The 15,674-nt window shown below is 69.5% G+C and carries 12 protein-coding genes; 8 read left to right on the plus strand and 4 right to left on the minus strand.

Translation table 11 applies throughout. From position 1 onward, the window contains the following. Positions 1-8: 8 nt before the first annotated feature. Positions 9-1,058 carry a DNA polymerase ligase N-terminal domain-containing protein gene (locus tag ABZU91_RS00565; RefSeq protein ID WP_355232820.1) on the minus strand — a complete coding sequence of 350 codons (1,050 nt, stop codon included), beginning with the start codon at positions 1,056-1,058 and terminating at the stop codon, positions 9-11. A 94-nt stretch (positions 1,059-1,152) separates the two neighbouring features. On the opposite strand from ABZU91_RS00565, the gene ABZU91_RS00570 reads away from it, so the two are divergent. From ABZU91_RS00570 to ABZU91_RS00585, 4 genes are all read left to right on the plus strand, one after another. Further along, positions 1,153-1,941 (plus strand): aldo/keto reductase, encoded by a 789-nt coding sequence (locus tag ABZU91_RS00570; protein WP_355232821.1) that lies wholly within the window; start codon positions 1,153-1,155, stop codon positions 1,939-1,941. A gap of 126 nt (positions 1,942-2,067) precedes the next feature. Further along, a complete protein-coding gene (locus ABZU91_RS00575) occupies positions 2,068-2,223 on the plus strand; it encodes a hypothetical protein (protein ID WP_355232822.1) in 156 nt (51 codons plus the stop codon). Next, positions 2,223-3,188 (plus strand): N-acetylmuramoyl-L-alanine amidase, encoded by a 966-nt coding sequence (locus tag ABZU91_RS00580; protein WP_355232823.1) that lies wholly within the window; start codon positions 2,223-2,225, stop codon positions 3,186-3,188. Before ABZU91_RS00575 ends, ABZU91_RS00580 begins: the two co-directional genes overlap by 1 nt. A 150-nt stretch (positions 3,189-3,338) precedes the next feature. Further along, on the plus strand, positions 3,339-3,815 hold the full coding sequence (locus tag ABZU91_RS00585; protein ID WP_355232824.1) for a hypothetical protein: 477 nt from the start codon (positions 3,339-3,341) through the stop codon (positions 3,813-3,815). 78 nt (positions 3,816-3,893) lie between these two features. Here ABZU91_RS00585 and ABZU91_RS00590 read toward each other — a convergent pair whose 3' ends face one another. Both ABZU91_RS00590 and ABZU91_RS00595 read right to left on the minus strand, forming a co-directional pair. After that, on the minus strand, positions 3,894-5,435 hold the full coding sequence (locus ABZU91_RS00590) for a SulP family inorganic anion transporter (RefSeq protein WP_355232825.1): 1,542 nt from the start codon (positions 5,433-5,435) through the stop codon (positions 3,894-3,896). A 106-nt stretch (positions 5,436-5,541) separates the two neighbouring features. Next, positions 5,542-6,669: a cellulose binding domain-containing protein gene (locus ABZU91_RS00595; protein WP_355232826.1), complete on the minus strand. Its 1,128-nt coding sequence runs from the start codon at positions 6,667-6,669 to the stop codon at positions 5,542-5,544. A 348-nt stretch (positions 6,670-7,017) separates the two neighbouring features. On the opposite strand from ABZU91_RS00595, the gene ABZU91_RS00600 reads away from it, so the two are divergent. From ABZU91_RS00600 to ctaD, 4 genes are all read left to right on the plus strand, one after another. Next, positions 7,018-8,511, plus strand: coding sequence for a hypothetical protein (locus ABZU91_RS00600; protein ID WP_355232827.1), 1,494 nt, complete (start codon positions 7,018-7,020; stop codon positions 8,509-8,511). Between the two features lie 199 nt (positions 8,512-8,710). Beyond that, positions 8,711-10,609: a LamG domain-containing protein gene (locus tag ABZU91_RS00605; protein ID WP_355232828.1), complete on the plus strand. Its 1,899-nt coding sequence runs from the start codon at positions 8,711-8,713 to the stop codon at positions 10,607-10,609. Between the two features lie 321 nt (positions 10,610-10,930). Further along, complete coding sequence (locus tag ABZU91_RS00610) at positions 10,931-12,037, plus strand: FAD-dependent monooxygenase (RefSeq protein WP_355232829.1); 1,107 nt, start codon at positions 10,931-10,933, stop codon at positions 12,035-12,037. A 131-nt stretch (positions 12,038-12,168) separates the two neighbouring features. Continuing rightward, positions 12,169-13,926, plus strand: coding sequence for a cytochrome c oxidase subunit I (gene ctaD / locus ABZU91_RS00615; protein WP_355232830.1), 1,758 nt, complete (start codon positions 12,169-12,171; stop codon positions 13,924-13,926). A 484-nt stretch (positions 13,927-14,410) separates the two neighbouring features. Here ctaD and ABZU91_RS00620 read toward each other — a convergent pair whose 3' ends face one another. Next, complete coding sequence (locus ABZU91_RS00620; RefSeq protein ID WP_355232831.1) at positions 14,411-15,658, minus strand: MFS transporter; 1,248 nt, start codon at positions 15,656-15,658, stop codon at positions 14,411-14,413. Positions 15,659-15,674: the final 16 nt, after the last annotated feature.

The following is a 15,674-nucleotide window of genomic DNA, read 5'->3' on the forward strand; positions in this document are numbered from 1 at the left end:
CCTCGCCGTCAGGCCGCGTCGATGCTCAGCCACCGTCGGCTGCGCTGGCCCGGTTGGTAGACCGAGTCCAGCCGCTTGGCGACCACACCGGGCAGCCCCTGCTCCCGCCCGGTGCGCAGGGCCTCGTCGCCGGCACCGGAGAACCACGGCGGAGTCTGCCAGTGCGTACCGGCCAACGCCAGCCCATCGAGCAGTTCCCGGCGTTGCGCGTACGGGACGTCGACGCTGCTCACGCCCTCCAACCACAGCAGGTCGACGAGCAGGAACTGCGCACCGGTCGGGACCCGCGTCCCGCTGGTCGGGCGGGCCGGACGCACCTTTGCCGAGCCGTCGATGCGGACGAGCACGCCGTCGAGCACCGCCTCGGTCGGCGCCAGGGCCTCGGCCATCGCGCGCAGCCACGGGTACCCGCCGGTGATCTCCTCGTCGGTCTCGGAGAGCAGCCGCAACCGCCCACCCGAGACGTACGCCAGTGCCCGGACGCCGTCCCAGCGCAGCTCGTACCCCCAGGCGGCGCCGTCGCGCGGCAGCCTGGCGGCGGGCGTGGCGTGCATCGGGCGGACGAGCTCGGGCATCGGCGTCCACCCCGGCGGCGCGGGATCGGTGCGGCGGATCATCCAGTCCCGGCCGCCGGTGGCGAACAGCGCGTACCGGCCGTCGGTGCGGTCGCCGGAGAGCGTCACGATGACCTCGTCGTCGCGCCACTTCTCGCAGCGGTACGTGCCCCGGTCGTGGATGACCATCCGGCCGCCCCCGTACTCGCCGGCGGGGATCTCGCCGGAGAAGTCGAGGTACTCCATCGGGTGGTCCTCGGTGTGCACGGCGAGGTGGTTGCGGCCCGGGTCGCGAGGCAGGCCACGTGGCACCGCCCAGGACGCGAGCACGCCCTCGTGCTCCAACCGCAGGTCCCAGTGCAGGCTGCGGGCGTGGTGCTGTTGGATGACGAAGCGGGCGGTGTCGCCGCCGGCATCGGCTGCCGTGGGGCTCCGGGCGGGCACCGGCTCGGGCGTACGGGCCGCGTCGCGCCGGCGTCGGTACTCGTCCAGCCGGTCCGTCACACCCGTATTCTCCGGCAATTCGGGCCATCGCGCTGGCTGCCGGAGTGTCCGGTTCGCTCGGCGTACGGGGGCCCGGAGGGGTAGAACGGATCCCATGGACCTCAGCGACCAGCCCACCGCCCCGCTCCCGGGTGACGTGCAGATGCCCCTGCTCGGCTTCGGCACCTGGCAGGCCACCGGTCAGGCGGGCTACGACGCCGTGCTGGCCGCGCTCGACACCGGCTACCGGCACCTCGACACCGCCACCGTCTACGGCAACGAACGCGAGGTCGGCCGGGCGGTCCGGGAGAGCGGGCTGCGTCGGGAGGACATCTTCCTCACCACGAAGCTCCCGCCGGACCGGATCGGCCGGGAGCGCGAGACGTTGGAGGCAAGCCTGGAGGCGCTCGGCGTCGACCAGGTGGACCTCTGGTTGATCCACTGGCCGCCGTCGTCGCCAGCGGACAGCATTCCGCTGTGGCGTGAGTTGCTGGCCGCCCGGGACGAGAACCTGACCCGGGCTGTCGGGGTCAGCAACTACAGCACGGGCGAGATCGACGAGCTGATCCAGTCGACCGAGGAGAACCCGGCGGTGAACCAGATCCGGTGGAGTCCCGCGCTGTACGACCGGCAGCGGCACGCCGAGCACCGGGACCGTGGGGTGGTGCTGGAGGGGTACAGCCCGTTCAAGACCAGCGACCTCAGCGATCCGGTGCTGACCAGGATCGCCGCCGCCCACGGCGTGTCTCCGGCGCAGGTGGTGCTGCGCTGGCACATCGACCACGAGATCGTGGTGATCCCCAAGTCGGTGACCCCGGAGCGGATCACCGCCAATTTCGACGTCTTCCACTTTTCTCTGACGGCGGAGGAGATGCGCGACATCGACGCACTCGGCGACGCCTGATACGGCGAATTCCTTCAAGCAGCGACCTGTCGGCGAAGGCTATCGACATCGACACACGTGACGGTATAGCGTGCCGTCATCACGTTCGTCGATCCGTTTCGAACCCGCCTTCGCTGGAGGATCGCCATGGCCCGACCACCGTCCATCCGTCTGCGCCGCCGCGGGGTGCTCGGCATCCCCGCGCTGGTGGCCGCCGCCCTCACCGTCGTGGTCCGGCCCACCCCGGCGAGCGCCGCGCCGAAAGCCCCCGAGTGCCTCGCCGACCTGCTCGGCGAATCCTGATGGCCACGATCCCGTGGCTCGTGGACGTGTTGCGCGGCGCCGGGGTCCAGGTCGTCGTCGAGGGTGACTGGCTCAACCGGATGCGGCCCGGCTCCTTCGACCCGATCGGGGTGCTCTGGCACCACACGGCCTCGACCTCCAGCGCCAGCAACCCGCACCCGGCGCTCGGCATCTGCATCAACGGTCGCTCCGACCTGGCCGGCCCGCTCTGCCAGGCGCTTGTCGACTACAACGGCGTCTTCCACGTCATCTCCGCCGGCCGCTGCAACCACGCCGGGGTCAGCGGCGGCAGCGGGCCCATCCCCGCGGGCGACGGCAACACCCTGATGATCGGGTGGGAGATCGACTACAACGGCGTCGACCAGGAGATGACGGCCGCACAATACAACTCGTCGATCGCCGCGACGGCCGCCGTACTCACCCGCCTCGGCCGGGACAGCAGCTACGCCCGGGGCCACCGGGAGACCAGCACCACCGGCAAGATCGACCCGTCCTTCATCGACCTGAACGTCATGCGCGCCGACGTCGCGACGAAGATGGCCGGCGGCAGCACGGCATGGTCGTCCACCGTTGACAACACGACCTCCGGCCGCTTCACCGCAAGCGCGAACTGGGGCGTGTCGACGTTCTCCAGTCAGCGGTACGGCGCCGACTACCGCTACGCCGACCCGGTCGCGGCCAGCGATCCGGCCTGGTACCGGTTCGACGTGCCGGCGACCGGCACCTACCGGGTCGATGCGTGGTGGCCGACGAACACCGGCTACAACAGCGCCACCCCGTACATCGTCGCCACCACCACCGGCAACAGGACCGTGTACGTGGACCAGCGGGCGACCGGCGGGCAGTGGCGCACCCTCGGCACGTTCACCCTGCCGGCCGGGGACGCCAACCGGGTGGCTGTCAGCAGGTGGAGCAACGCGACGGGCCTGGTCATCGCCGACGCCGTACGCCTGACCCGGGTTTGAGGATTCCTGCATGATCGACTCGACTTCCCGGAAGTCGGGGTGTCCCTCTGCGAGGATGCCCCGACGTCAAGGATCCCGAGTGGATCTCGGCAGGGTGGAGGGTCTCCCGGGGTCGGCGGATGGACGGGGTGGTGCGTGGAGATCACTGGAGTGGACACGCCCGTCGTGGTGCCGTTCGACGCGCGGCCGGCCGTGGCCGCGTTCGTCGACCTCATGCGGCGACTGTGGCCGTCCGCCCTCGTCGGCTTCGACGACGGCGAGGGGACGACGACTACCGACCTAGCCGACGCCACCAGCTTTCCGGCGCACGGGGAGCTGACGTTCGTGCGCGACGGGTCGATGGACGAGCATTGGCAGGAGTGCGGATACGCCCCCATGTCGGACGGCCCCGGGCCAGTCGCACTCTTCTACGAGATTCATCGGAGTCTGGTGGTGCAGGTGAATGTCGCAGGCGAGGGCGGCCCGGACGATGGTCCGCTGTCGGGATGGACCGGTGTCGAACTGGCCCTGCCGGTGGCGACCACCCTCACGCTGGTTTCCCATGCCGCTCCGACCGAGGACACCTTCTGCGCCACGGTCCTCGCGCTCCTGCGCGAAGCCCTCGGCTACGGAGGCGGCCTCCGCTGACCCGCTCTGGCTCTGGCTCTGGTTGATCGACTCGACTTCATGAAAGTCGGGGTGTCCCCGGCGCGAAATGCCCCGACCTCACGGAATCGGAGTGGATCGAGGCGGCGGCAACTCGTGCCGAACCATCTCCTGGGTCGGGCACCGAACGAGGCGTTTGCCGGTGCCGAGCCCGTCGGTGCCCGCGCGATGGAACCACGAGCCGTGCACCTCGCTGACCTGGACGGTGCCACCGGCCCGCGTGTAGGACGCCTGCCAGTCGCGGATGGTCTCGTAGGCGCCGTGGTCGAGGTAGTCCAGGTGTAGTTCGAGTTCGACCTGCTGCGCCGGGGGCAGTGCGGCGAGTCGGCGGGTGAGCCGTCCGGAGGCGACGAACGCGAGTGTTCCGGTGATCGACACGAGCCAGGTACCGGACTTTGGCTCGGTGACCTGGATGTCACACCGAGCCAGCCGTCGCACCATGAGGAGCGCCGCCGTCGCCATGCCCAGTCCGACCCCGATGAGCAGGTCGGTCGCGGCCACGCCGACCGCGGTGACCACGTAGATGGGCAGCTCCCGGTGCCGGGCGTACGTGCGGATCTGGGCGAGGCTCACCAGCCGGAGGCCGACCACCACGAGGACGGCGGCGAGCGCGGCCATCGGGATCATCTCCAGCAGTACCGAGCCGGCCATCACGAATCCGGCGATCCAGAGTCCGTGCAGGATGGTCGAGGCGCGGGTGCGTGCCCCGGCCGCGACGTTGGCCGAGCTGCGCACGATGACGCCGGTGACCGGGAGGCCGCCGAGCGTCCCGGATACGGCGTTCGCGGCACCCTGCGCGATGAGTTCCCGATCGAGGTTCGCCCGTGGGCCGTGGTGCATCCGGTCGACGGCCACCGCCGAGAGCAGAGATTCGACGCTCGCCACCAGGGCGATGGTGACGACTGCCGGGACGACCTCCCACAGCGGTGAGTCGGGCCAGCGGGCGAAGGTGAGCGCGCCCAACGGGTCGGCGGGCAGATCCACCCGCTCCACGTCGGCGCCCACGGCCGTCGCGACCACGGTGGCGACCACCACCGCCACCAGGGTCGCCGGCAGCAGGGTGGTCTTGACCAGACGTGACCAGAGCAGCAACAGCGTCATGGTCAGAGCACCGAGCAGCACGGACACGCTGTGGTAGTCGGCGACCTGGCCGGGTAGGTCACGCAGGTTCGCCCACGCGGAGCTCTGGGGCTCGCCGCCGAGCGCGACGTGCACCTGGCTCAGCGCGATGACCAGGCCGATGCCGGCCAGCATCCCGTGTACGACAGTTGGCGACAGGGCGAGCGCGGCCCGCCCGAGGCGGGTGATGCCCAGCAGGATCTGCAGCAGCCCGGCGACGGTCACGATCGCGGCGGTGCCGGCGAAGCCGAACTCGGCGATGGTGCCCGCGACGATCACGGTGAGCCCGGCGGCCGGCCCGCTGACCTGGAGCGGCGCGCCGCTGAGCGCGCCGGCGACCATCCCGCCCACGACGGCGGCGACCAGCCCGGCCAGCAGGGGCGCTCCGGAGGCGGCGGCGATGCCCAGGGACAACGGGATCGCGATCAGGAAGACGACGATCGACGAGGGGACATCGTGCCGAAATGACGCTATAGCCGACATCTTCCGGAAGGTACTGAGATAATATTAATGCATAGTTAAGCGTGATTCTTTCACTCCGGCAGGGGCGTGACCGTCCAGGTCACGCCCCCGCCGTCGGGGTGTCGGATCAGCTACGCGAGCAGGTACTCCCGTTGAGCGAGAAGCTGCTCGGGGACGAGTACGACCCGTTCAGCGTCCCCTGGTAGCCAAAGCTGGCCGTACCGCCGGGGGCGAGGGACCCGTTGTGGCTCACGTTCCGGGCGGTTACCGCGGACCCGCTCTGGCTCACCGTGGCGTTCCAGGCGTTGGTGACCGTCTGCCCGCTGGGCAGGCTGTAGCTGAGCGTCCAGCCGTTGATCGCGCTGGATCCGGTATTGGTGATCTGCACGTCGGCGGTGAAGCCGTTGTTCCACGAGTTGGCCGTGTACTTCACCGCGCAGCCCGAGTTGCCGCCCGGCGGCGGGGTGGTCGGCGGCGGGTTGGTGGGGTTGCCCCCGCCGCCGTTGACGTTGGCCGAGAACGAGGTCACCGCGAGACCGACGCCACCCTGCCACGGCTCGAAGCCGGCCTGGATGCTGGTCAGATACCAGGAGTTCGTGATCGCGCCCCGGTTGCGGGTGTCGTTGATGAAGTCCATGACGCTGAAGTTCAGGCTGGAGATCGCCGACGACGCGACGTACGAGATGACGTTGTTGGAGCCGTTGCTGCCCCGCCAAACCTCCCAGGTCCGGCCGGCCAGGTTGGTCGTGCCGACCACCGAGCCGATGGGCTGGATCGGACCCTGCCGGTTGAGCCAGATCATGATCTCCATCTGGTTCACGCCGTCGCGCTTGGGCGACGGGTCCAGCCAGATGTCGTACGCCGCGTCGTAGGTGGCGCCGCCGACGTACCGGTAGGAGATGCTGCTGGTAGCGCTGCTGATCTGGCTCACCTGGATCGGCAGGTTCGTGCCGGGGGAGCAGTTGGTGTAGTGACAACCGAGGAAGATCGACGGGTACGCCGTGGGCGCGCCGTTGGTGGGGCTGCTGCCGTTCTGCGTGGTGATCTCGAAGCCGTTGCTGGTGACGTTGAGACACTGCTGGGCGGTGGTGCCCCAGCGGTTGTTCTGCACGACGTAGCGACCCTGGATGACTGTCGAGCCGTACTGTTCGCAGATCTGTGTGTCGGCGGAGGCGCTGCCGCCGACGGCGACGGCGACGATCGTGCCGGCGGCCAGCAGGCCAGCGGCCACGATGGACCTTAAGGGACGGCGCATGATGCTCCTTGACTCCGAAGGCGGGTCTCAGGGTGGTGGGGTGGTGTGCGGGAGCGCTCCCACGCTCAACTTACATTGACATGAATCGAAGCCCTCCGCAACGGCGGCGTTCACGTCGAGCGCGCGCGCATGCCGGGTGAGGGGGTGCCGAACTGACCGCCACAGGTTGTCCGGTCCCTGCCGAACCGTGCCCCGGCGCAGCGCTGAACGGCTGATTGTTGGCCTGCCCGCGCCTCTATGCGTTCCGCTGATCACCAACGGACACGGGGGAGTGCTGCGATGGCGAGACAATGGACGCTGCCCAGATTCGGGTGGGCAGGAATTCGGCCACGGCGGATACGCGGTCGAGTGGCAGGTATCGCCGTCGTGGCGATGACCGCCGCGACCGGCGTGGTGGCCATCGGCGGCCCGGCGCCAGCACCCGCTCACGCCGCACCAGCCTGTGCGGCGACGAAGACGTCCGAGGAGGACGCGGTCAAGACCGCGATGGCCTGCGGTCGACCGGTCGCGGTCGATGCCTCACGCTCGGAGTACACCCAGGTCGTGGCGCAGCCGGATGGCCGGCTGCGGCTGGAGACGGCGGTGGAACCGCAGCGCACCCGCCGTGCCGACGGCCGGTGGGCCGAGGTGGATCTACGGCTGGGCAAGGCGGGTGACGGCCTGCTGCGACCGGCCGCGTCAGTGGCGGACGTGGCCTTCTCCGGCGGTGGCAGCACACCACTCGTGACTCTGCGGCGGGCTGGCCGCACGATGACGCTCTCCTGGCCCGGCCGCCTGCCCGCGCCGGTGGTGACCGGCGACTCCGCAACCTATTCGGGCGTGTTGCCGGACGTCGACCTCGTCGTCCGCGCCACCCACACCGGCTTCACGCACGTGTTGGTGCTGAAGACCCCGGAGGCCGCTTCCAATCCGGCCGTACGAGCCATCGCGCTGAAATCCGGAGGGGACGCGGAGATCTCCCTGCTGGACAACGGCTCGCTGCGCGCTTCCGTCGGAACCACTCCGATCGCATCCGCGGAACGGGCCGTGATGTGGGACTCGTCGCGCCCGGCCCGCACGACGTCCACCGCGCAGGAGTCAGCGCTGCTGAAGTCCGATGCGGTGGCAGCCGAGAACGGTGCTCGTACCGCGCCAGTGGTGGTTCGGATGGACGGCCGCGGGCTGACGCTCGTGCCGGACGCCGATCTGCTCCGCTCCGCGACCTACCCCGTCTATGTCGACCCGACATGGTCGGTGGGGAAGTCGAAGTGGGCCTACGCGACGAGTGACGGCTGCACCAATACCGACTACGGGGTGGCACGGGTCGGGTACAGCCCCGACGGACCGTGCGTCGGGTCGCGGTTCCGCTCGTTCTTCGAGTTCCCCACGACCAACGGCGTGGTGTCCCTGAAGGGCAAGCACATCGAGTCGGCCTATGTGCAGATGAGCCTGTACCACTCGTGGTCGTGCGGGAACACCTGGACCCACATGTACCTCACTCCGGTGATCAACGCGACGATGAAGGCGTCGTTCTCGTCCATGAAGCTCAAGACCTGGCTGGACTCGGCCGAGGGGCACGCCAACAAGGGCAGCGGCTGTTCCGACTCGCCGCAACCCGACATGACCATGAACTTCACCGGTTCGAACGTCACCAGTCAGGTGCAGACCGCCGCGACGGGCAGTTGGAACAGCATCACCATCGGCTTCTGCGCCTGCAACCAGGACGGCGCCTGGGAGACCGCCCAGGACCGCTGGAAGAAGTTCCTGCCGAGCAAGGCGAAGCTCATCGTGGACTACGACTCCCGGCCGGTACGCCGAGCAACCTCCAGCTCGCCGGGGTGGCCTGCCCGGCATCGGGCGTGATGACCACCGGCACCCTGACACCTACTTTCTCCGCCATCCACCCTGATGCCGACACCACGCAGGCGCTGGTCGGCACCTATGAATGGGTCGAGGTGCCCGCAGGGGGCGTCGGCACGCTCACGGACACCTACCCTGCCCGACTAACCCCTCCACCCCCAAGGTCTCCGCGCCGGCCAACGGTCGGGGAACCACGGCCGCGGTGAGCGCAGCCAAGAACAAGACGTTCGCGTTCCGGGTAGCCGTGCAGGATCCCTCGCCGTACTGGCAGTGGAGTCCGTGGTCGGCCTGGTGTCAGTTCAAGGTCGACACGACCGTGCCGCCGGTCACGGTCACGGTCGTCTCGGCACCGACCGGACCGGGCCAGCCGGGAACCTTCAAGATCGAGTCCAGTGCCACCGACGTGACCACCTTCAAGTACGGCTGGACCGGGCCCACCACCACGATCGCGGCCAGTGGCACGCCGAAGAGCGACACGATCACGCTCACCGCGCCGAAGTACGGCCGGAACGTTCTCTTTGTGTCCGCGGTCGACGCCACCTTCAACGAGGGTTATGGCAGCAGGGAGTTCCTCGTCGGACGGGCGAGTCCGGCTGTCGCCCGGTGGGGATTGGAGAGCTATCCAGGGCAGAGTCAGTCGCAGGCGGTCGCGGACAGTCAACCGGCGCTCGGTGGTGACACACCGCTCACGCCCACCAACATCGGCTGGACTCGGGACGTCCGGCTGCTCGGCGGAGAGTCCGCCGGCTTCAACGGAACGTCGTCGTCCCTCACCGCGACGGCTGCTGCACTGAACACCGCGAAGAGCTTCTCCGTCGCCGCGTGGGTCCGGCTGACCGACAAGTCTGCGGACCGGACGGTCCTGACGAAGGACGCGGTCGGCAATGCCTCGCTGTACTTCCAGTACCAGAAGAGCACCGACAGATGGCTGGCCCAGATGCCCTCGGCCACGTCGGGGAGCTCAGTCACCTGGTGGAACGCCCGGTCCAGCTCAATTCCGCAGGTCGGAGTCTGGACCCACCTCACGACGGCCTTCGACGCCGCAGAACACACTCTGACGCTCTTCGTCAACGGCAAGGCGGAGGCGACGGTTTCGGGCGTCACAGGTTTCAACGACGCCGCATGGCCCGTCCTGGTCGGCCGGTCGGGAAGCACGTGGTGGCAGGGCAACCTGGCCGATGTGCAGATCTTCGACCGGGTGGTGGTGAGCGGTGACTTCACCGGCCAGCTCGCCTCGGACGGCAACTCCGGTGGCGTCGACGAGCCGGGCATGTTGGCACCGGTCCTGGTCGGGCAGTGGAGCTTCGCAGGGGCCGCAGTGTGCTTCATCCAGGACCTCGCTGACGCGTGCGAAGCCCCGGACAGCACCGGCTTCAATCGCTACCTGGCTCTGCAACGAGGCGCTGACGTGGACGTCGCAGGCAACAGGGACAACGGCCTCGGCCTCGACGATTCGTTCTACCCGGAGCAGACCGGGTCGACCGAGGTCACGCGGGAGTGGGCCCGGTCGGCGTACAAGAGCGGGGTCACCGCGCCGGACTCGCAGGGCAACCAGTACACGGTCTGGCAGCAGACGCCGGTGGTCCGGACCGACCAGTCGTTCACGGTGTCGGCGTGGGTGAAGTTGGACCGGACCGACGTGACGCAGTTCGTGCTGTCCCAGGAAGCCACCATCAACAACGGCTTCTACCTCTACTACCTGCCCGCCAACGGCGGCGAGTGGAAGTTCAAGATTCTGAAGGACGCCGCCACGCCCGACGGCGGTGCTGATCCCACCATCGCGGTCACGCCCGCTCTGGACGTGGACACGAGTTGGCACCATCTGGTCGGTGTGTCGGACGTCGGCCAGCGCCAGCTGAGGCTGTATGTCGACGGGGATCTGTATGTGGCTCCGGGCGGCCAGAAGCCGTCTGCTGTTCCGTTCAGCGCGGCCTGGCAGCCCTGGCAGGCGAACGGTCCACTGCGGGTGGGCAGTGGCTGGGGCAACTTCAACCCGATGTTCGGTCGGGTCGACGATGTCGCCACCTACCAGGGCGCCATGACGGACGCGCAGGTGTTGGCCCTGTACAACTCCCAGGTCGTCAAGGAGCCCGTGTCGTAGCAGTACCAGCCCGCGACTGCGGATGAGCACCTCGGGGTAGACGCCCAAGTGGCGGGTCGGACGGTCTCCGACCCGCCACTTGGCGGTTGCGCCCTGCCCCCGGACATGGATCGAGGGCACTGAATAACGTCCGCGACAAACTGGTGAATTGTGAGGAATGCCACGCACCCGCCGAATGGGCGTCGACGGCCGGCCAGCTGAGCGACGCGGACGGCTGAGGAGCCGTCCGGGCGGGCCAATCAGGCTCTGGTGCGCACCGATCGCTCCGAGTAGCGTGTTGCCTCCAACGCGTGCCGTTCCCCTCCGGAGGCGTACACCACCATGCGTAGCTCCCCCCTGCGCATTCTCATCGTCGGCGCGGGCATCGCCGGCCTGGCCGTGGCCCGGGCCCTGCGCCTGGCGGGCTTCCGGCCGGACGTGACCGACAAGCTGCCGGTGGGGGAGTCGACAGAGGTCGGCCTCTACCTGCCCGGCAACGCCGCCCGCGCGCTGCACCGGCTGGACCTGCACGATCCGGTCCGCCCCCTCGGGCAGGTGATCCGCCGGCAGCGCTTCTTCGACGCCGCCGGGGCCCCGCTCTGCGAGGTCGACCTCGACGTGCTCTGGGCCGGCGTCGGGGAGTGCCGGGCGCTGCCCCGCAGCGACCTGCACCGGGTGCTGCTCAGCGGCGCTGGCGGCGCCGTCCGGCACGGCGCCGAGGTCCGCACGCTCGAGCTGCTCCCGGGCGCCGTCGGCGTCACCTTCACCGACGGCACCCACACCGAGTACGACCTGGTCATCGGTGCCGACGGACCGCGTTCGTCGGTCCGGACCCTGGCCGCGCTCGGCGGGCCGCCCCGCCCGACCGGGCACGTCGTCTACCGGGCCGTCCTCCGGGACGGGCCGACGGTCACCGACTGGACCGCCCTGCTCGGGCAGCGTTGCGGCCTGCTGCTCGTGCCCATCGGGGAGGGTCGACTGCACTGCTACGCCGACGAGGCGGGCAACGAGCCGCCCGCCGACCCCCTCGCCCGGCTGCGGGAACTCTTCGCCGACTACCGCGGTCCGGTGCCCGAGGTGCTGGAGACGCTCGACCAGGTGCACGTCGGGATCACCGACGAGGTCGAGCTGGGTCGCTGGCACCGGGGGCGGGTACTGCTGGTCGGCGACGCTGCGCACGCCACCGCGCCGACCCTGTCGCAGGGTGCGGCGATGGCTCTCGAGGACGCCGTGGTGCTGGCCGAATCGTTGCGCGCGGCCGGCAGCGTGGAGGCAGCGCTGATGGCGTACGAGAGTCGTCGTCGCCCGCGTACCCGATGGGTGGCCGACCGTACCCGGGACCGCGACCGGACCAGGGACGTGCCGCCGGCGCTGCGCGACCCACTGCTGCGCGGACGCGGCGGACGGATCTTCGGGGAGCACTACCGGTTACTGGTCGGCCCGCTGTAGGCCCGTTGTAGATCGTGTCACGCCACCCCACGCGGCGCTGCGACCTGCCGGGGACTATCCTCCTTGCGGATGACGGCCCGCCGAATAACCAGCGTGAGCCGAGCGGGACAACCGAGAACCGGAGGCCACTCGTGACCACCGTCGCACCCAAGCCGGTCGTGACCCGGCCCTGGCCGGTCCGGGAGCCGGTCAAGGGGTCGGCCATCGCGCGGCTGCTGCGTACCACGGACGCGAAGCAGATCGGGATCATGTACATGGTCACCGCGTTCGCGTTCTTCCTGATCGGTGGCCTGATGGCCCTGGTCATGCGGGCTGAGCTGGCCCGACCCGGGCTGCAGTTCCTGTCGCCCGAGCAGTACAACCAGCTCTTCACGATGCACGGCACGATCATGCTGCTGTTCTTCGCGACGCCGATCGTGTTCGCCTTCGCGAACTACATCGTGCCGATCCAGATCGGCGCGCCCGACGTCTCCTTCCCCCGCCTGAACAGCTTCGCCTACTGGCTGTACCTGTTCGGCGGCACGATCGCGACCGCCGGCTTCCTCACTCCGGGCGGCGCGGCCGACTTCGGCTGGTTCGCGTACGCGCCGCTGAGCAGCGTCGAGCACTCGCCCGGCGTCGGCGCCAACATGTGGATCATGGGTCTGGCCATCTCCGGCCTGGGCACGATCCTCGGCGCGGTGAACATGATCACGACGGTGCTCACCCTGCGTGCGCCCGGTATGACCATGTTCCGGATGCCGATCTTCACGTGGAACATCCTGGTCACCAGCCTCCTGGTGATCCTGGTCTTCCCGCTGCTGGCCGCCGCCCTGTTCGCGCTGGCCGCGGACCGCATCCTCGGTGCCCACGTGTACGACCCGGCGACCGGTGGACCGATGCTCTGGCAGCACCTGTTCTGGTTCTTCGGGCACCCCGAGGTCTACATCGTCGCGCTGCCGTTCTTCGGCATCATCAGCGAGATCATCCCGGTCTTCTCCCGCAAGCCGATCTTCGGCTACAAGGGCCTGGTCGCCGCGACCGTCGCGATCGCCGCGCTCTCCATGAGCGTCTGGGCGCACCACATGTTCGCCACCGGTCAGGTCCTGCTGCCGTTCTTCAGCTTCCTGAGCTACCTGATCGCGGTGCCGACCGGCATGAAGTTCTTCAACTGGATCGGCACCATGTGGCGGGGCCAGATCAGCTTCGAGACGCCCATGCTCTGGGCGGTCGGCTTCCTGGTCACCTTCCTCTTCGGCGGTCTCACCGGTGTGCTGCTGGCCAGCCCGCCGCTCGACTTCCACGTGTCGGACTCGTACTTCGTGGTCGCGCACTTCCACTACGTGCTCTTCGGCACCATCGTGTTCGCCGTCTTCGCCGGCATCTACTTCTGGTTCCCGAAGATGTTCGGCCGGATGCTCGACGAGCGCCTGGGCAAGGTGCACTTCTGGCTCACCATGATCGGCTTCCACACCACCTTCCTGGTGCAGCACTGGCTGGGTGCCGAGGGCATGCCCCGCCGGTACGCCGACTACCTGCCCGGCGACGGCTTCACCACGCTGAACACGATCTCCACGATCGGCGCGTTCGTCACCGGTATCTCCACGCTGCCGTTCATCTACAACTGCTGGAAGTCGTACAAGACCGGCCCGGTGGTCGAGGTCAACGACCCCTGGGGTCACGGCAACTCGCTGGAGTGGGCGACCAGCAGCCCGCCGCCGCTGCGCAACTTCGACCGGATGCCGCGAATCCGCTCCGAGCGCCCGGCATTCGACATGAAGTTCCCGGAGTTGGCCGCCGGCCAGAGCGTGGCCGGCCCGCCGGAGGGTGGCGCGAAGCCGCTCACCAGCGAGTCGGACGGCGGCGCCACCTACACCGAGGACACCGCCAGCAACATCGACCGGCACTGACGCTCGACTGAGCCTGTACGACGGGCGCCGCCCCCGGAACACCGGGAGCGGCGCCCGTCGCGCTACCCCCACCCCGTGCCTACCCTGGCCCTGGGTGCCCTGCGCACCCATGCTCCGCGCACCCGTGCTCCGCGCACCCGTGCTCCGCGCGCACCCATGCTCCGCGCGCACCCATGCTCCGCGTCGATCTTGCACTTTCTGTCGTCACCTAACGGGTCAAAGCTGGCGAATCGGCGACAGTTTGTGCAAGATCGGCGCGCGGAACGTGGGGCTTTCTGGCTCGTGGGTGTGCCCTGCCGGCAAGATCCACGCAACATCAGGGATGTTGCGGCCTCTCATGCCCGTGAAGCAGCAACATCAGGGAAGTTGTTCGGATCTTGGTGCTGAGGTGTCGGGGTGTCGGGGTGGGACTGGCCACGGAGTCTCGTCGGCGGGCGGGCGAGCTGGCGAGCAGCCAACGCGCTCGGGGGTCTGATCCGCCTGGCTAGTGGCTGACGGGGGTGAGGTCGGCCTCGACCGGAGGTGGAGTGACCGCGTCGGCGTTGCGTCGGCGGCGCAGTTCGATGGGGAGCACGGCCAGGGTGACCAAAGCGCCGAGCGCCCCGGTCACCACGAAGCCCCACAGCGGGGCGCTGGCGTCGATCACTGCGCCGGCGAGTGGCGCGCCGACTGCGATGCCGACGGTGACGGCTGAGCCGTGCAGGCCCATCGCCTCACCGCGTACCTCGGGCGGGGCGAGCCGGCTGACGGCGTCGGCGGAGGCCGCGATGGTCGGCGCGCAGAGCGCACCGGCCGGGATCAGCGCGAGAGAGATCAGCCACCAGTGTGCGCCGCCCAGCCCGACGGGGATGGTGCAGAGCGCGAGCGCTGCGGTGAGCGCCAGCGGCGACAGCGAGCGGTGCACGGCGCCGTAGGCGAAGCCGCCGACCAACGAGGCGATCGCCCAACAGGCCAGCACCACGCCGGTCCAGCCGACCTCGCCGCTGGCGCGCAGGACGGCGACCACCGCCACGTCGGTACCCCCGAGGACCAGGGTGGCGGCGGTGCTGACCGCCAGTACGGCGAGCAGGCGGGGCGTCAGCCACTCCCGGCGGGGCACCTGGCGTCGTGGGCCGACCGGCTCGGCCGCGCCACGGATCGGCGGATTCAGGAACCACAGGGCGGTGCCTGCGGCGACGATGCCGCCACCGACGAGATACATGGTGGTCTGCGCCGAGATGGCGGTGACCAGGGCCACCGCCAGCGCTGGGCCGATCATGAAGGACAGCTCGACGGACATGGAGTCCAACGCGTACGCCGGCCGCCGTTGATCTTCCGGGACCAGCGCGGCGATCGACTGGCGGACCACCGAGAAGATGGGCAGGGCCAACGAGCCGGCCACGAAGGCGGCCGGCAGCAGCAGTGGGTACGCCAACGACGGCGCGGTGGTCCAGAACACCGCCTCGGCGATCCCGGTGAGCACCAGCACGGGACGCAGGCCGCGTCGGTCGACCAGACGGCCGAGTAGTGGCCCACCGATCGCCGCGCCCACCGTGATCGCGGCACCCACGAGGCCTGCCGCGCCGTAACTCCCGTCCAGGTCGAGCACCACGTGGAAAGTCAGCGTGACCCCGGTGGCCGTGAGCGGAATGCGTGCGAGGACGGCGACCAGCAGCAGTGACCGCAGGCCGGGCAGGGCGAGCGCTGTCCGGTAAGGCTTGATGTTCACGTTGGTCCGTACCTCCGGCGACATCCTCGACGGATGGCGG

The sequence above is a fragment of the Micromonospora sp. NPDC005174 genome (assembly GCF_040608495.1).
In the GTDB taxonomy this organism is placed as follows: Bacteria; Actinomycetota; Actinomycetes; order Mycobacteriales; family Micromonosporaceae; genus Micromonospora.

What these genes read in the sequence shown, in the direction of transcription:
- ABZU91_RS00620 (WP_355232831.1), bottom strand. Translation starts at nt 15,658, where the DNA reads ATGTCGCCGGAGGTACGGACCAACGTGAACATCAAGCCTTACCGGACA.
- ABZU91_RS00590 (WP_355232825.1), bottom strand. Translation starts at nt 5,435, where the DNA reads ATGTCGGCTATAGCGTCATTTCGGCACGATGTCCCCTCGTCGATCGTC.
- ABZU91_RS00595 (WP_355232826.1), bottom strand. Translation starts at nt 6,669, where the DNA reads ATGCGCCGTCCCTTAAGGTCCATCGTGGCCGCTGGCCTGCTGGCCGCC.
- ABZU91_RS00580 (WP_355232823.1), top strand. Translation starts at nt 2,223, where the DNA reads ATGGCCACGATCCCGTGGCTCGTGGACGTGTTGCGCGGCGCCGGGGTC.
- ABZU91_RS00610 (WP_355232829.1), top strand. Translation starts at nt 10,931, where the DNA reads ATGCGTAGCTCCCCCCTGCGCATTCTCATCGTCGGCGCGGGCATCGCC.
- ABZU91_RS00570 (WP_355232821.1), top strand. Translation starts at nt 1,153, where the DNA reads ATGGACCTCAGCGACCAGCCCACCGCCCCGCTCCCGGGTGACGTGCAG.
- ABZU91_RS00575 (WP_355232822.1), top strand. Translation starts at nt 2,068, where the DNA reads ATGGCCCGACCACCGTCCATCCGTCTGCGCCGCCGCGGGGTGCTCGGC.